We start from the raw sequence: 22,462 nt of genomic DNA, 5'->3' as shown, positions 1-22,462 counted from the left end.
GTGACGCGGTGGCTGTGCGCTAGCTGTCGGTTCCCTGCCGGTATCGGCGCCTGCCGCGTTCGGTCCCCGAAGCGCCTTCCGGTCCGCCGCGGTGGCCTTGATCTGCCCTTTTCCGCGCCGCACCGTGTACTGCACAGTCCTGAAACAACCGCCGACGTACCGCGGGGACAGAGCTGGACTGGCGGTCCGATATGTGATGATCGGACTCATGAATATCCGCAAGGCCGTCATCCCGGCCGCTGGTATCGGCTCCCGGCTGCTTCCGCTGACCAAGGCCATCCCGAAGGAGATGCTGCCGGTCGGTGACAAGCCGGTGATCGAGCACACGGTCCGCGAGCTGGTCGCTTCGGGCATCACCGACATCACCATCGTGGTCAGCGGCGGAAAATCATTGATCCAGGACCACTTCCGTCCCAACCCCGCGCTGGTGGCCCAGTTGCGCGCGGACGGCAAGACCGCCTTCGCCGACGCGGTCGAGGAAGTGGGCGAGCTGTCCCGGCTCGGCCACATCACCTACCTCGACCAGCACGGGCCGTACGGCAACGGCACCCCGGTGCTCAACGCCGCCCGCAATCTGGGCGACGAGCCGATGCTGGTGCTGTGGCCGGACGACGTGTTCGTCGCCGAGGTGCCGCGCGCCCAGCAGCTCATCGACGCCTACGAGGCCACCGGGGCCCCCGTCCTCGCGCTGATGCCGATGGACCCGTCCGAGTCGCAGCGCTACGGCGTGCCGGTGGTGGCCGACGACCAAGGCAACGGCCTGCTGCGCATCACCGGACTGCGGGAGAAGCCGAAGCCGAAGGACGCGCCGTCGTCCTTCGCCGCGATCGGCGGCTACGTCGTCACTCCCGGCATCATCGAGGAGCTGCGCACGCAGACCGAAGCGTGGTACGAGCACCGCACCGGCGAGGTGTACCTCACCGACGCGATCAACGTGTACGCGGCCGCCAATCCGGTGTTCGGCCAGGTGATCCGCGGGCGGTGGTACGACACCGGCAACCCGGCCGACTACCTGGTCGCCCAGTTCGCCTCGGCCTTGGCGCATCCGCAGTACAGTCCGCTGCTGCGCACCCTCGCCGAGGACCTCGACGCCTGACCGGAACCAGGGCCACGACCGCAGCTGCCAGACGTCGTCCAGTTCGACCGACGAGCACCGAGCGGCCCCGATCGCGTTCGCGGATCGGGGCCGCTGTCATCGTGCGTGAGTCACGATCTCGTCCCGTCGCGCACCGGCACTTCCCCGGCCGGTGCCCGCTCAGAAGCGGCGGATGGCGTAGATGTCGAATTCGCTAAGTGGGGTGAACCCGACCGGTACACCCCAGTCGTACGCGTTGAGCACCTGTCCGCCCCCCGCATAGATGCCGACGTGCGAGCCGTCGCTGTTCAGCACGACCACGTCGCCGGGCGACAAGGAGGCCCGCGGAACCGGCGTGCCCGCCTTCGCCTGCTGCCAGGTGGTCCGCGGAATGCTCACTCCGACCTGGCGGTACGCCCACTGCACGAGGCCCGAGCAGTCCCAGCTGGAGGGGCCGGTCCCGCCCCATTCGTAGGGCTTGCCGATCTGCGTGGTCGCCGCGGCGAGCGCGCCGAGGCCGAACACACTGGGCACCGGCAAAGCGGCCGAGCCGCTGGCGCTGCCGGATTCACCGCCGGGACCGCTGCCCGAGGCCGAACCGGAGGAGGCGCTGCCCGGCCCGCTGCCGGAGGCGCTGCCGGTGTCGGCCCAGGTGGGTCCAGCGAGCAGGAGGATGGCGATGGTCGATAGCAGGAATCCGAGCGCGATGCGGTGCAACGATTTTCTCGGCACGTACTCGCCCCTTCCATGGGCGCGGTTGACTGGCCACCGATCGGCGGCCTGGCTAACACATGGCATCAGCAGCGGTCATCGATGTGAAACCGCAGCCACCCGCGCCGGACGCGTTACCGACACGGCCGATTTCCCAGTAAGACATGCCAGAAAGAGGAACTGCCGCCCCCAGATATCACCTGGGCAACAGCAGCGACATCGCAGATTGTGCCTGGCATTTCGGCGAATTGTCGGGAATCAGCAAATTCTCAGCATGTGATCTATGTCACTACACTGAGTGCCGTTGACGCTCTCGGGAAGTGAGTTCGACCGACGACGTCGAGTGGACGGCGTCGGTGGGCCGGAAACGTGCGGCGCGGTGGCCGCTCGGAACAGCAGCCGGGGCGGGACCGTTCGGTCCCGCCCCGGCTCGCTCGGTATCCGGCGCTCAGGCTTTGGCGATCCTCGCCCGCACGCCGCCGACCAGATCGGCGGCCCCCGGCCCCGCGTCGCCGAAGATCAGCGTGGTCGCGAGGATTTCGCCCGCGATCAGGTCGCGATGGGTCTCGGCCCACGCGGCCCGGTCCGCGGGCACGTCCAGGACCACGGTGATGCGGTCGGAAACGTCCAGCCCGGCGGACTTCCTGGTCTCCTGGAGGTCGCGGATCAGATCCCGCGCCCAGCCCTCGGCCTCCAGTTCCTCGGTGACCACCGAATTCAGCACCACGAGACCCGCGTTACCGGGCAGCGCCGCGGTCGACTCGGGTTCGGCGGCGACCAGGCGCTGGGTGTACTCCTCGGGCAGCAGGGCGATTCCGGCCGCCCGGACGGTGCCGTCGACGTCCTCGGACCACTCCCCGGCCTTCACCGCCTTGATCACCGTCTGCACGTCCTTGCCCAGGCGCGGCCCCGCGGCGCGGGCATTGACCACCAGCTCGAACCGGCCGTGCGAGTCCACGTCGGTGGTCAGGTCCACCTTCTTGACGTTGACCTCGTCGGCCACGATGTCGGCGAACTGCGCCAGCCGCTCGGCGTCGGCCGCCGCGATGGTGACCTCGGCCAGCGGCAGCCGCACCCGCAGGTTCTGCGCCTTCCGCAGGCTCAGCACCGTCGAGCACACCACGCGTACCTCGTCCATGGCGGCGACCAGCTCCGGATCGTCCGGCAGTTCACCCTCCTTCGGCCAGTCGGCCACGTGCACCGAGTCGCCGCCGGTCAGCCCGCGCCAGATCACCTCGGTGATCAGCGGCAGCAACGGCGCCGCCAGCCGGGTGACCACCTCGAGCACCGTGTGCAAGGTGTCCACCGCGTCGCGGTCCTCGCTCCAGAACCGCGACCGCGACCGCCGCACGTACCAATTGGTCAGCGCGTCGGCGAACGAGCGCAGTTCCTCGCATGCGCCCGCGATGTCGTAGGCCTCCAGCGCCGCGGTGATGACGTCCCTGGTTCGCGCCAGCTTCGCCAGGATGTAGCGATCGAGCACATGCGGCGAATCCGTGCGCCACACCCCCGGCTTCGAGGCGTACAGCTGCAGGAAGGTCCACGCGTTCCACAGCGGCCGCAGCGCGTGGCTCACTCCTTCGCGGATGCCGCGCTCGGTGACGATGAGATTGCCGCCGCGCAGGATCGGCGAGCTCATCAGGAACCAGCGCATCGCGTCCGAGCCGTCCCGGTCGAACACTTCGTTGACGTCCGGGTAGTTGCCCTTGGACTTGCTCATCTTCAGGCCGTCGTCGCCGAGCACGATGCCGTGCGCGGCAACGGTCTTGAAAGCCGGGGAATCGAAGAGCGCCGTCGCCAGCACGTGCAGCGTGTAGAACCAGCCGCGGGTCTGCCCGTTGTACTCGACGATGAAATCGCCGGGGAAGTGGCTGTCGAACCACTCCTTGTTCTCGAACGGGTAGTGCACCTGGGCATACGGCATCGATCCGGATTCGAACCAGCAGTCGAGCACCTCCGGAACCCGGCGCATGGTCGACTTGCCGGTCGGGTCGTCGGGATTCGGCCGGGTGAGCTCGTCGATCATCGGGCGGTGCAGATCGGCCGGGCGCACACCGAAGTCGCGCTCCAGCTCGTCCAGCGAGCCGTACACGTCGACGCGCGGATAGGCCGGATCGTCGGACAGCCACACCGGGATCGGGCTGCCCCAGTAGCGGTTGCGGCTGATGTTCCAGTCCCGCGCGCCTTCCAGCCACTTGCCGAACTGGCCGTCGCGGATGTGCTCGGGCACCCAGGTGATCTGCTTGTTCAGCTCGACCATCCGCTCACGGAACTTGGTGACCGCGACGAACCAGGAGGGCACCGCCATGTAGATCAGCGGCTGCCCGGAACGCCAGCTGTGCGGATAGGAGTGCTCGATCGTCTCGTGCCGCAACAGCTTTCCGGCCGCCTTGAGATCCTTGATGATCACCGGATTGGCGTCGAACACCATCAGGCCCTCGTACGGCGGAACCATCGAGGTGAACTTGCCGCCCGGATCCAGCGGCTGCACCAGCTCGATGCCGTTGGCCGTGGCGACGTCCATGTCCTCCTCACCGAACGCAGGCGCCAGATGCACGATCCCGGTGCCGGAGTCGGTGGTCACGTAGTCGGCGTTGAGCACACGGTGCGCGTTGGGGTGGCCGAGGAAGAAGTCGAACGGTGGCGCGTAGGACAGGCCGGCCAGGGCGGCGCCGTCGAACTCGCCGAGCACCTGCGGGTCCTCGCCGAACTCCCGCGCGTAGTGCGAAACACGTTCGGCCGCGAGCAGGTAACGCTTGCCATCGGCCGCGCGCAGGTGCACGTAGCGGACGTCTGGGTGCACCGCGATCGCCAGGTTCGACGGCAGCGTCCACGGCGTGGTGGTCCAGATCAGCGCGTTGGCGCCGTCGAGATCGTGCAGCGGATGCTCCGCGGGCACGCGCAACGCCATGTCGACGGTGACCGCCGGGTCCTGGCGCATCTTGTACGCGTCGTCGAGGCGGGTTTCCTGATTCGACAGCGGCGTCTGCTCATACCAGCTGTAGGGCAGCACCCGGAAGCCCTGATAGATCAGTCCTTTGTCGTACAGCGACTTGAACGCCCACATCACCGACTCCATGAAGTCGGTGTCCAGCGTCTTGTAGTCGTTGTCGAAGTCGACCCAGCGAGCCTGGCGCGTCACGTAGTCGCGCCATTCGCCGGTGTAGCGCAGCACCGACGATTTACAGGCCGCGTTGAATTCCGCGAGGCCCATCTCATCGATCTGTGATTTGTCCGTGATACCGAGCTGCTTTTCGGCTTCGATTTCCGCGGGCAATCCATGGCAGTCCCAACCGAATCGCCGTTCGACCCGCTTGCCGCGCATGGTCTGGAAACGCGGAACGAGGTCCTTGACGTATCCGGTGAGCAAATGTCCGTAATGCGGCAGACCGTTGGCAAAGGGCGGTCCGTCGTAGAAGACGAACTCCGCTGCGCCGGAACGGTTTTCGATGCTGGTGCGGAAGGTGTCGGCGGCCGCCCATGCGTCGAGCACGCGGCGCTCCATCTCGGGGAACGACGCCCCGTTGCCGACGCTCAGGTCGACGCGCGGGTACGCGCTGTTGCTGGAAGTGTGGTCCGCCATGGCGGATGCGTCTCCTCGTGCCGTGTTCGTTGGCACGGGGACGATGACGGCGCCCGGTGCGCCGAAACCGCGGTACCACCCCGCTTGTCCGGCGTGGCGAACACCGGACCTCTCGTTCACGAGCTGTGACGGGCTCACCCGTTCGGTTCTACTGAGCGCCCGCCCCGAAGGCCGAGCCGCCGTTCTTCCGAAGACTCCCCGGTGATAGCCGGATCGACGCCGTGTTCATGTTTGATTCTAGCCGTAGCGGTCAACTCATTTGAGGAGGCGGGTCAGCGCTCGGCCGGTGCGGACGCCTTCACCGTTTGGCATGACGACCGGGAGGCGGCGGAGCATCACCATCCGGACTCCGCATGGACAAGGCGCTCACCAGCAAGAGCATCGCACCGATGACGCACACCACGATGCAGCCCCACGCCCAGATCACCGATCCGGTCGTGAGCGCGGCCACGAGCAGGGCGAAGCCGATCGCGGCAAGGACGAGTGTCAAGACGAGCATGGTGACCCCCAAGGCATGCCGGGCGGCTCGACAGTTCCTCTAACGGTATGCGAACTGCTGTGCTGGGGCGCGGCGCGTTACTTGCCGCCCTTGGCGAACGAGGCCGGTGCCAGGTTGTTCGCCGTGTTGGCATCCGCGAAGGCTTCGCCGCCGTCGACCGGAACGGCCGAGCCACGGTTCTCCAGCTCCTCGAGCTGCGACTCCAGATACGACTTCAACCGCACCCGGTACTCCCGCTCGAACGTCTTGAGCTGCTCGATCCGGCTCTCCAGCACGCTGCGCTGCTGAGTGATGGTCGCCATGATCTCGGTGTGCTTGCGCTCGGCGTCCGCCTGCAGCGCGTCGGCCTTCTCCTTGGCCTGACGCAGCTGGCTGTCCGAGCGGGTCTGCGCGTCCGACAGCATCGCGTCCGACTTCTGGCGGGCGTCGGCGATCATGGCCTCCGACCGTGTCCTGGCGTCTCCGACCAGTCGCTCGGAATTCGCCCGGGCATTCGACAGCAAACTCTCCGCTTCGGCCTTGGCGTCGCTGGTCAGCCGATCCGCCATCTCCTGGGCGAGGCTGAGCACCTTGGCCGCCTGCAGGTTCGCGTCCGCACCGGGTGCGTCCTTGGCCACCGGCGCGGCGGGCATCGGGGCGGGCGGCGCGGCGGGAACCGGGGGCTTGATCGGTTCCGGCTGCGGCGGCGGAGCCTGCGGGACCGGCGGTTTCACGGCGTTCACCACGCCGGGACCACGGTTCTTCTTGGCATCGGCCAGTTCCGCGTCGAGTTCGGCGACCCGCTGGCGCAGATCCGCGTTCTCCTCGATCAGACGCGAGAGCTCCTGCTCGACGAGATCCAGGAACGCGTCGACTTCATCCTCGTTGTAGCCGCGCTTCCCGATCGGCGGTTTGCTGAACGCGACGTTGTGCACATCGGCTGGGGTCAGCGGCATGGAAGGATCCCTTCACGCGTCTTTTGGAGATCTAGCAGATCTAGCAAGCTGTCTTCTCGGCCCATTCTGTCACACCGGAGCTACCGGCTGCCCGAGCCTGCCCACGATCGACATCAGGATGAAGACGATGAAAAGCAGGACCATAATCGACAGATCCAGGCGAATTCCGCCCAGCGACACCGGGGGTATCAACCGCCTCAGCAGTTTCACCGGAGGGTCGGTGATCGTGAAGATCACCTCGAGGACGACGACCACGACACCGGTAGGACGCCAGTCTCGGGCAAAGCTACGGATGAACTCGACGATCACCCGGCTGATCAGCAACAGCCAGAAGATGAACAGTACGAAGTACAGCACCGCGAACAAGGCCACGACTTCACTCTGCCGTAAAAATCGCTTCGCGCAAAATGACCGCGCCGCACAACCTGCGTGCGGTCTGCTCCACCCCCCAGATCACGAGCTTATTTCTGGTTGTAGAAGCCGGTTTCCGCGATGCGCCTGCGTTCTTCCGCTGATACGTCGACATCCGCCGGTGAGAGCAGGAACACTTTCGTCGCCACCTTGTCGAACGACCCGCGCAGCGCGAAGGCCAGGCCCGCGGCGAAGTCGACCAGCCGCTTGGCGTCGGCGTTGCTCAGATCCACCAGGTCCATGATCACCGGGTTGCCCTCACGGAAGCGCTCGCCGATGATCCGAGCCTCGCTGTAGTCGCGCGGGCGCAGCGTCGTGATCTTGGACAAGGGGCCTCCGTCCTCGAAGATCCCGGGCCGCCGCACCGGGGCGGGCTCGGGACGCACGCGCTCCTCCAGCCTGCGCTCCTCGGCGTCGGGATCGACGGCGAGCGCGCCACGGGTGGTGCCGCGCAGCGGAGGCGCCGTCCCGCCCGCCCGGAACCGGCCCGACGGGGCGGAGTCGATCCGGGTAGGACGCCGGGGCGCGTCGTAGCGGTCGTCACCGTAGGGCTCGTCACCGTAGTCGTCGCGCCGAGACACCGAGTAACCCGGCTTGTACGGCGACTTGTACGCGGGCTCGGGGTAGTCGACGTCGTCGAAACGGCCCGCGCCGTAGCGGTCCTCGCCGTAGCGATCGACGTAGCCGTCGCGGTCGGTGTAGTGACTGGGCCGGGGCCGGCGAGCACCGCGCTCGTCCACGCCTCGGGGGGCGCGATCGTCGACGTAGTCGTCTTCGTAATCCTCGAGCGGAACCATGCCGAAGTACGCCTTGAACTTGTGCAGCGTGCTCATTGGTCGACCTTCCTTCGGCCCCGGTGGCGGCCGGGTGTTGAAGTCTTGCTCAGCCCTCTTCAGTTCCCAGCATATGTGTCGAATGTGACTGATGAGGTTTCTTTGCTAGGCCGAGGTTATCGGTCGGATACCCATCAAGGCGGTACCGACACGCACAACCGTCGAACCGTGTTCGATCGCGGATTCCAGATCGCCCGACATTCCCGCGGAAAGCTCCGTCGCGTCCGGATGAACGGCGAGCAACAACGTGTGCAACATCGCAAGTCGCGCAAATGCGGCATCAGACTCCACCCCCAACGGCGGAATGGCCATCAGACCCGACAAACGTAATCCCGAAGCGTTCGCAATCCGTTCGGCGAGCACGGGAAGATCGGCCGCCGCGACACCCCCGCGCGCCGGGTCGTCGTCCAGGCTCACCTGGAGCAACACCCGGACCGGTTCGGTACGCTCCCCCGCCTCCAGCGCGGCAACCGCACCGGCGTCGAGAGCGGTTGCCAGACGTTCGCTGTCGACCGAGTGGACGGTGTGCGCCCAGCGGGCCACGCTGCGTGCCTTGTTCCGCTGCAACCGTCCGATCATGTGCCAGCGGATGTCGGTGAGGTCTTCCTCACGCAGGGCCGAGACCTTGGCGGCGGCCTCCTGCTCGCGCGACTCGCCGAACTCGCGCCGGCCGAGCCGGTGCAGGATCGCCACATCGGATGCGGGGAAGAATTTCGTCACCGGCAGCAGCCGCACCGAATCGGGCGCCCGGCCCGCCGCCCGGCAAGCCGCGTCGATGCGGGCGAGCAGACCGGCCAGGTTCTCCGACAGTTCGGCGGTACGGGCCGCGATCGAGCCCTCCACCGCGATCCCCGTTTCGGCGCTCATGCCCGCACCTCGCCCTGCTCCCGGATCGCGCTCCCGCTCATGCGGTGGCCTCCATCCAGATCACTCCGCCGATCCGGCCGGTCGGCGCACCACGGCGATGGCTGAACAGGGTGTGGTCCTCGATGGTGCAGCGCGGGTCGACCGCGATCCCGGCGACACCGGCCTCGGTGAGTTGGCGGTAGATGCCCGCGCGCAGGTCGAGGCCGGGCCTGCCGCGGACGGTGGTGGTCGCGCTGCCGGGCAGGTGCGCTTCGACGTCGTCGCGCATCGCGGCGGGAACCTCGTACTGACGACCGGAGGCGGCGGGCCCGAGCAACGCCCCGACCCGGTCCAGGCGAGCGCCGACCGACACCATCGCCTCCAGCACGCGCGGCACGATGCCGATGCGGGCGCCGATCCGCCCGGCGTGCACGGCGGCGATCACGCCCGCCTCGTCGTCGGACAGCAGGATGGGTACGCAGTCGGCGGTGAGCACGACCAGCGCGAGGCCGGGCACCGTGGTCACGAGCGCGTCGGTGGCGGGGACCGGTTCGGCGCGCGGGCCGTCGACGATCTCCACGTTGCGGCCGTGGATCTGTTCCATCCAGACCAGCCGGTCGGGCGTCAAGCCGATCCCATCGGCCAGCCGGTCGCGGTTGCGCCGCACCGCCACCGGATCGTCGCCGACGTGGTCGCCGAGATTGAACGAGTCGTAGGGTGGCGCCGAGAAGCCTCCGGACCTGGTCGTGGTGACCCGTCGGACAGTGATGGTCGGCGCGATAGTCATGGCCACGAGCCTAATGGCGCTCGGCGAAGGCCGTCGAAATGCCCAGGTAGGGGCGGAATCTTCCCCCGATCGATCGCGCACGGCCGTCTCCCGGCCCGCGCTTCCCCCTGAAATTGCTTGTCGGTCGTCGTACTTCGCCGACACCACCCCCGTGTCCCGCTCGCGCGTCCCGGCACCGGCCGGGATCGCTCTTTCAGCTCGGTCCCGGCCTGCGCCGGAACCTCGTTCCAGCGCTAGCCCCTCCGCATGAACGAAGGCACGTCCACGTCGTCGTCATCGTCGCCGGCATCCGGCGGCGTGATGTGCGATCGCGAGTTGCTCGTCACCGTCGGCTCGGCCAGGGTGCGCGCCCGCTCGGTGTCGCGGTAGCTCGGCACCGCGCCGCGCCCGGCCGTACTCGTGCCGGACGTGCTCGGTGTGCTGTCGCTGCCGCGCGCCGCGATCTCACTGGTGCGGCTCTGCCCGATCTCGCCCGAGCGCGCCGTGCCGATGGTGCTGCGGCCCGGCGTCTCGAAGGTGCGCCGGGCGGGCCCGCCACCGTCGAAGCCCGCCGCGATCACGGTGACCCTGACCTCGTCTCCGAGCGAATCGTCGATCACCGTACCGAAGATGATGTTGGCCTCGATGTGGGCGGCCTCCTGCACGAGCGAGGCCGCCTCGTTGATCTCGAACAGCCCGAGGTCGGACCCGCCCGCGATCGACAGCAGCACGCCGTGCGCACCGTCCATGGACGCTTCCAGCAGCGGCGAATTGATGGCCGACTCGGCCGCTTTCACCGAGCGGCCCTCACCCCGTGCCGAACCGATGCCCATCAGCGCGCTGCCCGCCCCCGACATCACGCTCTTGACGTCGGCGAAGTCGACATTGATCAGACCGGGGGTGGTGATCAGGTCGGTGATGCCCTGCACACCGTTGAGCAGCACCTCGTCCGCGGAACGGAACGCGTCCATCAGGCTCACCGCCGCGTCACCGAGCTGCAGCAGCCGGTCGTTCGGAATGACGATCAGCGTGTCGCAGGACTCGCGCAGCAGGTTGATGCCGACCTCGGCCTGGTTCCCGCGCCGCTTGCCCTCGAAGGAGAACGGACGGGTGACCACGCCGATGGTCAGCGCGCCGAGTTTGCGCGCGATCTGCGCGACGACCGGGGCGCCGCCGGTGCCGGTGCCGCCGCCCTCACCCGCGGTCACGAAGACCATGTCGGCGCCCTTGAGCACCTCTTCGATCTCGTCCTTGTGGTCCTCGGCGGCTTTGCGTCCGACCTCGGGGTCCGCGCCTGCTCCCAGACCGCGGGTCAGCTCGCGGCCGACGTCGAGCTTGACGTCGGCGTCACTCATCAGCAGCGCTTGGGCGTCGGTGTTGACCGCGATGAACTCGACACCTTTGAGTCCCTGCTCGATCATCCGGTTGACGGCATTCACACCGCCGCCGCCGATACCGACGACCTTGATCACCGCAAGGTAGTTGTGCGGGGGCGTCATGGGCTCTCGCCTTCCTTCGATCTAAAGCCTGTCGTTTTCGGATGCTCGGCACGCCGCTTCGGCCCGTTCCGCGGGTGGGGTCGCTGCGAAGAAGCGAACCGCGGTTCGGCAAACCCTAAAGCTGAACCATAGGGTTAGCGTTATGTCAAGTATCCGACTGGTGCGGAACGCTATTCGCAGCCGACGCGATACGCGCGCAGGCGCGCCGAGACGAGAGCCAGAATCTTGCCCGATCCCGCTCGTCTCGCCGCTCCACACGTCGTATGGTGAACGGTTGCCCCCCGGCCCTGTGCTCGGCGCCGGAACAGCTCCCGGACCGCCGAATATTCCCTGGGCGCAATGGGTGTGGATCACTTTACCGTGACCAGATTGGGACTCGAAACATCGAACACCGTTCCGGGGCGCGTCAACAACGGCAACACGACCGCCGACTTCCGTTCCGCGTCGTTGGTCCCGCCCCAGAGTACCGTGCGCCCGTCCTTCAGATTCAGCGAAATATTCGAAACGGACCGTGCGGCAACCTCACCCACCTGAACGGCCAGCGCAGGCGGCACGATGGCGAGTATCGAGACCGCCGCCCTGGTCACCGGATCGGCGTCGCCGGGGTGCTCGGTGATCAACTTCGGCACACCGATCGGCGTGGGCTCGACCGCGAATTCCACGCCGTCGGCATCGAGCAGATGCGCGCCCTGCGGGCTGTCGTAGAACAGAACCGCGGTGCGTTCGACGACCGTCACCCGGACGGTGGACGGAAATACGCGCTGCACCCGCGCCGTACGCACCTTCGGAATGCTCGCCACCCGTCGCGCGACCGCGGTGGTATCGATTCGCAGCATCGAACGTCCGGACGGAATTTCGAGCACATCCCGCACCTGCTGTTCGGAAACCGCCACCGCGCCCTCGATCCGCACCGTGCGCACCGAGAGCACCGGGGTGAACCAGGCGACGACACAAACCACTGCAAGGACGCACACGGTCAGCAATCCCCACAGGCGAACTCGGCGCCAGTCGATCGCGCCGAACCGATCACCCGCGCGGCGCCCGGCCGCGCGCGCCGATCCGACCCCGCGCACGCCTGGTCACCGACCGTGCTGGGGCCGCGCCCGTAATCCGTCGAGAATCTGGCTGCCCAGCATCGTCACGTCGCCCGCGCCCATGGTGATCACCACGTCGCCCGGCAACGCCAAGCCGGCGACCTGGCGGCCGACTCGCGACATATCCGGCTGGTAGTGCACCGGTTTCGTCACCGACTGGGCCACCAGCGCTCCGTTCACGCCGGGCAGCGGCTTCTCCCGCGCGCCGTAGACGTCGAGCACGACGACCTCGTCGGCCAGGCTGAGCGCGGCGCCGAAGTCCTGCGCGAAGGTCGCGGTCCGGCTGTAGAGGTGCGGCTGGAAGACCACGATGACCCGGCCCTGCCTGGACCGCGCGCCGTCGCGGGCCTCCTGCTGGACCAGTTCGGCGGCGGCGCCGAGCACGGCGCGCACCTCGGTCGGGTGATGGGCGTAGTCGTCGAAGACCCGCACGCCGTTCTCCCTCCCGGCGAATTGGAACCGGCGGTGCACGCCACCGAACCCCTCCAGGCCCTGGATGACCTCACCGATCTCGGCACCGGTGGCGTGGGCGGCGAGCAGAGCGCCGAGCGCGTTGAGCGCCATGTGCCTGCCCGGCACCGACAGGCGCAGGGTGCGCGGCGCGGCCTCGTCGGCGAGCTGGAACTGCACGAGCCCGCCGACGTCGCGCGGCTCCCAGCTGTGCAGCCGCGCCCCCACCGGCACCGGCGCGTCCGCGAGGTCTCCCGAGCCGTAACCGAGGACCCGGACGTTCCGCTCGGCCAAGCGCTCGCCGACCCGCTCGGCCAGCGCCCGCGAACCCGGATCGTCCAGGCACACCACCAGCAGGCCGCCCGCGGCGATCCGGTCGGCGAAGTCGTCGAAGACCTGCACGTAGGCCTCGTCGGAGCCGAAGAAATCCAGGTGGTCGGACTCGATGTTGGTGACCACGGCGACGTCCGGCTCGTACTGCAGCAACGAGCCGTCGCTCTCGTCGGCCTCGGCCACGAAGATGTCGCCGGTGCCGTGGTGGGCATTGGTGCCCGCCTCGTTCAGCTCCCCGCCCACCGCGAACGACGGATCGAGCCCGCAGTGCTGCAGCGACACGATGAGCATCGAGGTGGTGGAGGTCTTGCCGTGCGTTCCGGAGACGAGCAGGGTGCGATGCCCCTGCATCAGCGACGCCAGCACCGTCGGGCGCAGCAGCACCGGAATGCCGCGCCGGTTGGCCTCGACGAGTTCCGGATTGGTCTTCGGGATGGCCGCATACGTGGTGACCACCGCGGTCGGGCCGCCGGGTAGCAGGTCCAAAGCGGTGGCGTCGTGCCCGATCCGCACCTGCGCGCCGCGAGCGCGCAGCGCCAGCACGCCCCGGCTCTCCTTGGCGTCCGACCCCGACACCGCGCCGCCGCGCGCGAGCAGGATCCGCGCGATGCCCGACATTCCGGCACCGCCGATGCCGACCATGTGCACGCGTTCCAGCTCCGCGGGCAGCGCGGTCCGTTCGGTGGCGGTGTCCGGCGTCACCCGGTCGGCGGTGGTGTCGCTCATCGGCGCGCCACCTCCGCGGCGATCCGCGCCACTTCGTCGGCGGCGTCGCGGTGCCCGGCGCCTGCGGCGGCCCGGCCCATCTCGGTCAGCCGTGCGGGGTCCATGAGCAGCGGAATCACCTCATCGATCACGTACTTCGGCGTCAACTCGGAATCGGGGACAATTCTGCCACCGCCCTGGCGCACCACCGGCCGGGCGTTGAGTTCCTGCTCCCCGTTGCCGTGCGGCAGCGGCACGTAGAACGCGGGCAGTCCGACCGCGGAGACCTCCGCGACGGTCATCGCGCCCGATCGGCAGACCACCGCGTCGGCGGCGGCGTAGGCGAGGTCCATCCTGGACAGGTACGGCACCGCCACGTAGCGAGCGCCATTCGAGCCGTCCGCGGCGGAGTCGTCCAATTCGAGAGTGTTCTTCGGGCCGTGCGCATGCAGCACCGAGATGCCCGCGGCGGCGAGCTGGGGTGCGGCGCCCGACACCGCCTCGTTCAGGGTCCGCGCGCCCTGCGAACCGCCGAAGACCAGCAGCACCGGTCCTTCCGGCGGCAGGCCGAAGTGCGCCCGCGCCTCGGCGCGCAGCGCGGCGCGGTCCAGACCGGTGATCGAGGCGCGCACGGGAATGCCCACCACTCGGGCGTTGGCCAACCCGGAGTCCGGTACCGCGGCGAGCACCCGCGCCGCGCGACGGGCCCCGACCTTGTTCGCGATGCCCGCCTTGGCGTTCGCCTCGTGCACCACCACCGGAACCGCACGCCTGCGGCGCAGCACGCCCGCGCCCGCGGCGAGGTACGCCGGAAGCGCCACGTACCCGCCGAAACCGATGATCACGTCGGCCTCGACCGCATCGATGATCGCTCGGGTCGCGGCCACCGAGGCCCGCACCCGACCGGGCAACCGCAGCAGGTCGACAGTGGGTTTGCGTGGCAACGGGACCGGTGGGATCAGCTCGAGGCGATAGCCGCGTTCGGGGACCAAGCGGGTCTCCAGACCGCGTTCGGTGCCCAGCGCCGTCACCCGGATCGAATCGTCGAGCCGCCGCAACGCGTCGGCCACCGCCAGTGCCGGTTCGATGTGGCCCGCCGTGCCGCCGCCCGCGACGATTACCGAGATCACCTAGATCTTCCCCGTTCTCTTGCGTGATTGACCGGATAGCTGGGTTCCCAAGCCCTGGTGGCGCGCGCCGAGCTGGTTCCGCGGCTCTCCGGCGAGCGGCGCCGCGGCGGTTCCGCACCGGACCGCCCGCGCCTGCCCGGCGGCAGCGCCGACGGACCGCGATCGGCCGGGCGAGGCGCACGGCCGCGACGGGCCGCGCCCGCCCGAGCCGGTGCGTACACCTCGGGTTTGGGCAACCGCAACAGCCTACTGAAACGACCGTCCTGTCCGGCGTGCAGCGCCGCAACCGCCTCCGGCTCGTGTCGGGCGGCATTGGCGATGAGGCCGAACATGAGCAACGTGATCGCGAGCGACGAGCCACCAGCCGACACCAATGGAAGCTGCAGCCCGGTGACCGGCAACAAACCCACCACATACCCGATGTTGATCATGGCTTGTCCCGCGATCCAGGTCGTCGCGGAGGCGGTGAGCACTTGGAGAAACGGATCCGCCGACCGGCTGGCGATGCGCAAGCCCGTGTAGACGAACAATGCGAAAAGCCCGAGCACCAGTGCGCAGCCGAGGAACCCCAATTCCTCCCCGATGATCGCGAAGATGAAGTCGTTGTGCGCGTTCGGCAAGTAGCTCCACTTGGCCCGGCTCTGTCCCAGACCTCGGCCCCAGATTCCACCGTCGGCGAGGGAATACAGCGCCTGGCGAGCTTGGTAGTTGTCGCCCTGCGGATCCGAACCCGGGTTGAAGAAGGACCGAACTCGATTCGACCGATATCCAGCGGACATCGCGAGCACACCCGCGGCCACGACACCGGAAACCGCGATCGTCACGAACAGCCGGACCGGCAGGCCGCCGAACCACAGCAGAGCACCGAGGACGATTCCCACCGCGACCGTAGTGCTGAGGTTCGGCTGAACCACGATCAACAAACACACCAGCACACCGGCCGGGACGAGCGGAACCAGAATGTCACGCACACTCGAACCGCTCGCTCGCCGAGAAACCAGCAGGTGTGCGCCCCAGACGATCAGGGTCACCTTCACGATCTCCGACGGCTGCACCGAAACAGGACCGAATATCAACCAGCGACGTGCGCCCTGCACGCGGGTACCGATACCCGGGATGAGAACCAGCACCAGCGCCAACACCGAGATCGCGAACAGCGGGAACGAGGCTTGGCGCAACAGGCGCAGCGGAACCCGCAGAGCCAGATAGAACAGTACGGCGCCGATCGCCGCGAACAACGTCTGCTGGATGAACAAGGAGTACGCCGACCCCCCTCCCGCGTACTCCACGACTCCGGATGCCGACAAGACCATGACCAGTCCGAGAGCCGTCAACAGCGTGGCGATCGTAACGATCAGGTGGAACGACGCAAGCGGCCGCGCCAGCCACGCCCCGGGGCCCATACCCAATGCTCGGGCACGCCGTGGTTGCGAGCCGACTTGTCGTGTGCCGGCCGCCTTGGCGGCCCCGCGCGCGCCGCTACCCGGACTCACAATGCGCCCCCCGGCCTGCTCTTTGTCGTCGCTCCCAGACCGCCGCTGTGATACCGTGCGGCCGAACGCATTTCGGCGATGTCGGCGATGTCGCCGAGTCGTTGCTCTGGGAGGGGATTCCATGGTACATACCAGGTACAAGCATGCCTTGGCCGCGGCTGGTATCGCCGCGTTGGCGTGGACCGGCGTCGTTTGTCGTCCAGGCGCCCACGGCTTCGGAATTCCAGCGGATCGACTGGGCGAACGCCGAAGGAGCCTGCTAGTCCGCGGAGGTGACTCGGCCGACCGGGGTGGGCGTCCACGCCGCACCCGCCCCGGTCGGCAGTCATCGCAAACCCCCGAGGTCGGTGGTCCCCAGGTCACCGTCTTCCAGAGCGTGCACCGCCGCGGCGAAGCTGCGGCCGCGGTGCGTGTAGTCGGTGAACATGTCCAGTGACGCGGCGGCGGGAGCCAGCAGCACGGTGTCGCCGCGGCGGGCGAAACCGGCGGCCGCTCGCACGGCCCGCGCCATGACGGCGTCGGCCGCAGCGGTTCTCGACGCTTCGTCACCCATCGACGCTTCGTCACCCATCGACGCTTCGTCACCCATCACTGCATCGTCTCCCGAGACCAGCTCGACCACGGGGACCTCGGGTGCGTGTCGGGCCAGCGCGGCCGCGAGCACCGGCGCGTCGGCGCCGATCAGCACCGCCGCGACCAGACGGTCGGCGACCTCCTCGACGAGGTCCTCGACGTGCGCGCCTTTGAGCTGGCCACCGGCCACCCAGACGACCTGCGGATGGGCCAGGATCGATGAGCGCGCGGCATGCGGATTGGTGGCCTTGGAGTCGTCGACGAAATCGACACCGGCCAGCTCGCGCACGAACGCGGCGCGGTGCGGGCCGACCTTGTGCTCGATCAAGCCCTCCCGCACGAACTGCGGAGCGACGTCGATCGCCCTGGTCAGCGCGGACGCGGCCAGTGCGTCGGCGACGCCCGCCGGTCCGGGCGGGCTGATGTCGCCGACCTCGGCCAGGATCGCGGCCTTGGTGAACGCGCGGTCGAGCAGCTTGCCGTCCACCACGCCGAGCTCGCCGTCGGCGGGCACCCCGACCCGGAAACCCACGGTTCGGCGGGCCTTGGACTTGCGGGCCAGTGCGGCCGCGACCGGATCGTCCAGACCGACCACGCCGACCCGGCCGACCAGCGCCCTGGCCTTGGCCGCGGCATAGGCGTCCAGGCCGCCGTGCCAATCCAGGTGGTCCTCGGCCACGTTCAGGACGACGCCCGCCTCGGGGCGCACCGACGGCGCCCAGTGCAGCTGGAACGACGACAGCTCGACCGCGAGCACCTGCGGACCGGGGTTGCGGCGCAACGCGTCGAGGATGGGAAGGCCGATGTTGCCGCAGGCGACACTGGCGATTCCGGCGGCGCGCAGGATCGCGTGGGTCATCTGGGTCGTGGTGGTCTTGCCGTTGGTGCCGGTGATCACCAGCCACTTGCGCACCGGACCGTAGATCCTGGCCTGATCCACCCACCAGGCGAACTCCACATCGCCCCACACCGGCGTGCCCTCGGCCACCGCCGATGCCAGCACCGGCGAGTCCGGCCGCCAGCCCGGGCTGGTGATCACCAGCGCGAACCGGCTCCAGTCGGCGTTCTCCAGCTCCGCGCCGGTGGCCACGTCCAGTCCGAGTTCCGCGGCCTCGGCCAGGGCAGCGGCGCCGCCGTCGGTGACCACCGGGCGCGCGCCGATGTCGCGCAGCGGTTCGACCAGCGAGCGTCCCGACACACCCCAGCCGGCCACCAGAACATCGCGGCCGCGCAGGAATTCGAGCATGGGCCCTGGTGAGCGCAGAGCTCGCGGAGAATGTTCGACCATCTCGTTCACCCGACCGCGGAGAGGTATTCGCTGTAGAACAGCCCGAGCCCGACGGCGGAGGCCATCGCGGCCAGGAGCCAGAACCTGATGATCACCGTCGTCTCGGCCCATTTGCTGAGCTCGAAGTGGTGATGGAACGGCGCCATCTTGAACAACCGGTTGCGCGTGGTGCGGAAGACCGCGACCTGCAACACCACCGACGCCGTCTCGGCGACGAACAGCGCGCCGATCACGATCATCAGCAGCTCGGTCCGGGTGGTGATGGACAGCCCGGCCAGCAGGCCGCCCAGCGCCAGCGAACCGGTGTCGCCCATGAAGATCTTGGCGGGGGCGGCGTTCCACCACAGGAAACCGACGCACGCCGCCGCGCCCGCGGCGCAGACCAGGGCGAGGTCCAGCGGATCGCGCACGTTGTAACAGCCGGCCTCGGGCTTGGTTTCGCAGGCGTGGTAGTACTGCCAGAACGTGATGATCACGTATCCGCCCAGCACCAGGCTCATCGATCCGGCGGCCAGCCCGTCGAGTCCGTCGGTGAGGTTCACCGCGTTGGACCAGGCGACGACCACGAAGCAGACGAACACCAGGAACACGACCACGCCCATGGTCACCGTGCTGATGTCGCGCACATAGGACAGATGCCTGCTGGCGGGGGTCAGCCCGCTCGCGCCACGGAACTGCAAGGCGAGAATGCCGAAGATCACGGCCGCGGACAGTTGGCCGAGATACTTGCCCGCCGCGGTCAGGCCCAGGTTGCGTTGCTTGCGGATCTTGATGAAGTCGTCGACGAAACCCACCGCGCCGAGTGCCGTGGCCAGGCCGAGCACCAGCAATGCCGACGCCGACGGGCCGTCGGCGTCGTAGCCGATGCCGATCAGGTGCGAGCCGAGGTAGCCGGCCCACATGCCGACCAGGATGGCGACGCCGCCCATGGTCGGGGTGCCGCGCTTGGCCTGGTGGCTGGCGGGGCCGTCGACCCGGATCTCCTGCCCGAACCCCTGCTTGGCGAACAATCGGATCAGCAGTGGCGTCAGCAGGATCGAGACCGTCAGCGCGATCGCCGCGGCGAAGAGAATCTGTCTCATCCTGCTGCCTCCGTGTCCTGCCCCACCCGGGTGTCCGCCGCGCCGCCGCGCGCGAGCACGGCGTCCGGGTCGGTCAGATGCTCGGCGACCTCCCAGAGGCCGACCGACTTCGATGCCTTGACCAGCACCACGTCACCGGGGGCGACGTCCTTGTCCAGCAGTGCGATCGCCGCCTCGATGTCCGGTACGAGGATCGATTCCTCGCCCCACGACCCTTCCATCACCGCCCCTTGGTGCAGCGCGCGGGCGGGCCTTCCGGTGCCGACGACGACCACGCGGCTGACGTCCAAGCGCACCGCGAGCCGCCCGATGGCGTCGTGCTCGATGACGGACTCCGCGCCGAGCTCGGCCATCTCGCCGAGCACCGCCCAGCTGCGCCGCGGCGTCTCGCCCGCGCGCGCCATGCTCACCAGGGCTTTGAGCGCGGCACGGACCGAGTCGGGGTTGGCGTTGTAGGAGTCGTTGACGACGGTGATCCCGTCCGTGGTGGTGCGCACGTCCATCCGGCGGGCGGACGCGGCGCGCGCGCCGGACAACGCCGCCGTGACGGTCTCGAGGTCGGCGCCGCAGGCCAGCGCGACGGCGATGGCCGACAGCGCGTTGCCCACCTGGTGCTCACCGTGCACGGCCAGTCGCACCGGGGCGCTGCCCGCGGGCGTGTGCACCGTGAAGGCGGCCCTGGCCTGGTCGTCGAGCTGGATGTCGGTGGCCCGCACCTCGGCGTTCGCGGCCTGCCCGACCGAGACCACACGCGCCGACGTGCGCGCGGCCATCGCGGCGACCTGCGGATCGTCGGCGTTGAGCACGGCGAGGCCGGTCGGCGGCAGCGCCTCGACCAGCTCGCCCTTGGTCTTCGCGATGGCCTCGCGGCTGCCGAACTCGCCGAGATGCGCGGTGCCGACGTTGAGCACCACGCCGATGCTCGGCGGCGCCACCTCGGCCAGCGCGGCGATGTGGCCCGGCCCGCGCGCGGACAGCTCCAGCACCAGGAAACGGGTGTCCGCGTCGGCGCGCAGTGCCGTCCACGGGTGACCGAGCTCGTTGTTGAACGAACCGGGCGGAGCCACCACCGTGCCCAGCGGCGCCAGCACAGCGGCCAGCAGGTCCTTGGTGGAGGTCTTGCCGGACGAGCCGGTCACGCCGACGACGGTGAGGCCGCCGTCCGCGGCCAGGCGCGACACGCTGGCGCGGGCCAGCGCGGCCAGCGCGGTCAGCACGGCGGCGCCGGAACCGTCCGAGTCATGGCTCAAGGCAACCGAACTCGACGGCACGGCGCCCCGGCTCGGGGTGACCACGATCGCGGGCACGCCCACCGGCCGCGCCGCCAGCACCGCCACCGCGCCCGCGGCGATCGCCGCGTCCGCGTAGTGGTGGCCATCGGAACGCTCGCCCGGCAACGCCAGGAACAGATCGCCGGAACCGATTCGGCGCGAATCGAATTCGACCGAGCCGGTTACGCGCACCTCCGGGTCTGCGACGTCGTGCAGCGTGCCGCCGACGACCTCCGCGATCTCCCGCAGTGTCATCTCGATCATGAAACCGTCAAGTCCTCCGCGTGATTGCCTTGCGGACTACGTCTTTCCAATGCGGCCGCGAGTACATCGCGGTCGTCGAACGGGTGCTTCACGCCCTGGATCTCCTGCCCTGCCTCATGTCCTTTGCCCGCGATCAGCACCACATCACCGGGGCGCGCCCACTCCACCGCGGCCGCGATCGCTTCGGCCCGGTCACCGATTTCACGCACTTCGCCGCGTTCGGTCTCCGGGACCTCCAGCGCACCGGAGCCGACGGCGGCGCGGATGGCCGCCGGGTCCTCGGTGCGCGGGTTGTCGTCGGTGATGATCAGCAGGTCGGCGCCCCGTGCGCCCGCGGCGCCCATCAGCGGCCGCTTCGCCGCGTCCCGGTCGCCGCCCGCGCCGATCACCACCGCGAGCCGTCCCGCGGTGTCGGCCGCGAGATGTCCACGCAGTGTGGCGATCACGGACTCCAGCGCCGCGGGCTTGTGCGCGTAGTCGACGATCGCCAGGAAGTCCTGCCCGCGCTCCACCCGTTGCATCCGGCCGGGCACGTCCACCGTCGCCAACGCGGGCGCGGCGACCGACGGCTCGACGCCCGCCGCGGCGCAGACCGCCACCGCGAGCAGGCCGTTGGCGACGTTGTAGGCGCCGGGAAGCCGCAGGCGCACAGCGATTTCCCCGTGCGGACCGGTCGCGGTGAAGTCTTGTTCGCCGCCGTGCGCCGACACCGCGCCGGTGACGCTCCAGGCGGCGGTCCGAGTGGTCGACACGGTGACGGGGTCCGGCAGACCGGCGGCCAGCCGTCGGCCCCACTCGTCATCGACGCAGACCACGGCGGTGCGCGCGGCGACCGGCGAATCCGGTTCGAACAGCTTGCGTTTGGCGGCGAAGTAATCGTCGAAATCGGCGTGGAAGTCGAGGTGGTCCTGGGACAGGTTGGTGAACGCGCCGACCGCGAAACGCACCCCGTCCACCCGGCCCAGCGTCAGCGCGTGGCTGGACACTTCCATCACCACCGCGTCCACGCCCTGCTCGACCATCAACGCGAACATCGCGTGCAACTGCGGCGCCTCGGGCGTGGTCAGGGCGCTCGGCACCCGCCTGCCGCCGATCCTGGTCTCGATGGTGCCGATCAGCGCGGTGGACAGCCCTGCGGCGGCCAGGCCCGCCTCCACCAGATAGGAGGTCGTGGTCTTGCCGGAGGTTCCGGTGATCCCGACGATGCGCAGCCGCTCGGACGGATTGCCGTAGATCGTCGCCGACAGCTCGCCGAGCACGGCCCGCGGGTTCTCCCGCACCAGCACCGGCACCGGCAGCGGGCCGGCCAGCTGCGCGCCCGCCGCATCGGTCAGCACCGCGACCGCGCCGTTGGCGACCGCGTCCGCCGCGAAACGGGCGCCGTGCGCGCGGGCGCCGGGCAGCGCGGCGAACACGTCGCCGGGGAGCACGGCGTCGGACCGCTGCTCGATGCCGGTGACCGACACGCCGCGCACGTCCGCTTCGGGGCTCGTCGCGGCCCCGATGACGGCGGCCAGCGACGCCAGCGGCGTCGACGGCGAATGCTCTGGCCGCAATGCGCGCGGTTGACCGGACTGCACAGAAACCAGGCTCCTTTCGGGGGCATCGATCGACGTGTCAG

Annotated in this window: 18 protein-coding genes; 1 reads left to right on the top strand and 17 read right to left on the bottom strand. The window is 69.2% G+C overall.

Annotated features, from left to right (window positions below; genetic code table 11):
• Positions 1-208: 208 nt before the first annotated feature.
• On the top strand, positions 209-1,096 hold the full coding sequence (locus tag IU450_RS30930; RefSeq protein ID WP_195153247.1) for a UTP--glucose-1-phosphate uridylyltransferase: 888 nt from the start codon (positions 209-211) through the stop codon (positions 1,094-1,096).
• A gap of 159 nt (positions 1,097-1,255) precedes the next feature.
• Here the strand turns inward: IU450_RS30930 and IU450_RS30925 are convergent, their stop codons facing one another.
• The 17 genes from IU450_RS30925 to IU450_RS30845 all read right to left on the bottom strand — a co-directional run bounded on the left by IU450_RS30925 (position 1,256) and on the right by IU450_RS30845 (position 22,421).
• Positions 1,256-1,807 carry an NlpC/P60 family protein gene (locus IU450_RS30925; RefSeq protein WP_324197886.1) on the bottom strand — a complete coding sequence of 184 codons (552 nt, stop codon included), beginning with the start codon at positions 1,805-1,807 and terminating at the stop codon, positions 1,256-1,258.
• Positions 1,808-2,234: 427 nt separating this feature from the next.
• The gene (ileS, locus tag IU450_RS30920; RefSeq protein ID WP_195153245.1) at positions 2,235-5,369 is read right to left on the bottom strand and encodes an isoleucine--tRNA ligase; all 3,135 of its coding nucleotides are present in this window, start codon (positions 5,367-5,369) and stop codon (positions 2,235-2,237) included.
• 298 nt (positions 5,370-5,667) lie between these two features.
• Entirely contained in the window at positions 5,668-5,868 is a 201-nt protein-coding gene (locus IU450_RS30915; protein WP_083899262.1) for a hypothetical protein, read from the bottom strand.
• 77 nt (positions 5,869-5,945) lie between these two features.
• Positions 5,946-6,803 carry a DivIVA domain-containing protein gene (locus IU450_RS30910; protein ID WP_195153244.1) on the bottom strand — a complete coding sequence of 286 codons (858 nt, stop codon included), beginning with the start codon at positions 6,801-6,803 and terminating at the stop codon, positions 5,946-5,948.
• 69 nt (positions 6,804-6,872) lie between these two features.
• The gene (locus tag IU450_RS30905) at positions 6,873-7,175 is read right to left on the bottom strand and encodes a YggT family protein (RefSeq protein ID WP_039797136.1); all 303 of its coding nucleotides are present in this window, start codon (positions 7,173-7,175) and stop codon (positions 6,873-6,875) included.
• Between the two features lie 89 nt (positions 7,176-7,264).
• Positions 7,265-8,047 carry a cell division protein SepF gene (locus tag IU450_RS30900; protein ID WP_195153243.1) on the bottom strand — a complete coding sequence of 261 codons (783 nt, stop codon included), beginning with the start codon at positions 8,045-8,047 and terminating at the stop codon, positions 7,265-7,267.
• Between the two features lie 105 nt (positions 8,048-8,152).
• Positions 8,153-8,914 carry a YggS family pyridoxal phosphate-dependent enzyme gene (locus IU450_RS30895; RefSeq protein ID WP_195153242.1) on the bottom strand — a complete coding sequence of 254 codons (762 nt, stop codon included), beginning with the start codon at positions 8,912-8,914 and terminating at the stop codon, positions 8,153-8,155.
• 37 nt (positions 8,915-8,951) lie between these two features.
• Positions 8,952-9,680 carry a peptidoglycan editing factor PgeF gene (gene pgeF / locus IU450_RS30890; protein ID WP_195153241.1) on the bottom strand — a complete coding sequence of 243 codons (729 nt, stop codon included), beginning with the start codon at positions 9,678-9,680 and terminating at the stop codon, positions 8,952-8,954.
• Between the two features lie 233 nt (positions 9,681-9,913).
• Positions 9,914-11,158, bottom strand: a complete 1,245-nt coding sequence (ftsZ, locus tag IU450_RS30885; protein WP_195153240.1) for a cell division protein FtsZ — start codon at positions 11,156-11,158, stop codon at positions 9,914-9,916.
• Positions 11,159-11,508: 350 nt separating this feature from the next.
• Positions 11,509-12,231, bottom strand: a complete 723-nt coding sequence (locus IU450_RS30880) for a cell division protein FtsQ/DivIB (RefSeq protein WP_416382920.1) — start codon at positions 12,229-12,231, stop codon at positions 11,509-11,511.
• A 6-nt stretch (positions 12,232-12,237) separates the two neighbouring features.
• Positions 12,238-13,761, bottom strand: a complete 1,524-nt coding sequence (gene murC, locus IU450_RS30875) for a UDP-N-acetylmuramate--L-alanine ligase (RefSeq protein ID WP_195153239.1) — start codon at positions 13,759-13,761, stop codon at positions 12,238-12,240.
• On the bottom strand, positions 13,758-14,870 hold the full coding sequence (gene murG / locus IU450_RS30870) for an undecaprenyldiphospho-muramoylpentapeptide beta-N-acetylglucosaminyltransferase (protein WP_195153238.1): 1,113 nt from the start codon (positions 14,868-14,870) through the stop codon (positions 13,758-13,760). Before murG ends, murC begins: the two co-directional genes overlap by 4 nt.
• Complete coding sequence (ftsW, locus tag IU450_RS30865) at positions 14,867-16,273, bottom strand: putative lipid II flippase FtsW (protein WP_195153237.1); 1,407 nt, start codon at positions 16,271-16,273, stop codon at positions 14,867-14,869. Before ftsW ends, murG begins: the two co-directional genes overlap by 4 nt.
• Before the next feature lie 415 nt (positions 16,274-16,688).
• A complete protein-coding gene (murD, locus tag IU450_RS30860) occupies positions 16,689-18,182 on the bottom strand; it encodes a UDP-N-acetylmuramoyl-L-alanine--D-glutamate ligase (RefSeq protein WP_195153274.1) in 1,494 nt (497 codons plus the stop codon).
• 47 nt (positions 18,183-18,229) lie between these two features.
• The gene (gene mraY / locus IU450_RS30855; protein ID WP_195153236.1) at positions 18,230-19,306 is read right to left on the bottom strand and encodes a phospho-N-acetylmuramoyl-pentapeptide-transferase; all 1,077 of its coding nucleotides are present in this window, start codon (positions 19,304-19,306) and stop codon (positions 18,230-18,232) included.
• A complete protein-coding gene (locus IU450_RS30850) occupies positions 19,303-20,841 on the bottom strand; it encodes a UDP-N-acetylmuramoyl-tripeptide--D-alanyl-D-alanine ligase (protein WP_195153235.1) in 1,539 nt (512 codons plus the stop codon). The genes mraY and IU450_RS30850 overlap by 4 nt, the downstream gene beginning before the upstream one ends.
• Positions 20,838-22,421: a UDP-N-acetylmuramoyl-L-alanyl-D-glutamate--2,6-diaminopimelate ligase gene (locus tag IU450_RS30845; RefSeq protein WP_324197885.1), complete on the bottom strand. Its 1,584-nt coding sequence runs from the start codon at positions 22,419-22,421 to the stop codon at positions 20,838-20,840. The genes IU450_RS30850 and IU450_RS30845 overlap by 4 nt, the downstream gene beginning before the upstream one ends.
• Between the last annotated feature and the right edge of the window lie 41 nt (positions 22,422-22,462).

This window comes from Nocardia abscessus, from assembly GCF_015477775.1.
Lineage (GTDB): Bacteria > Actinomycetota > Actinomycetes > Mycobacteriales > Mycobacteriaceae > Nocardia > Nocardia abscessus_A.
Note: the sequence above shows the minus strand (reverse complement) of the source record. Positions and strands in the feature narration are given on the sequence as shown.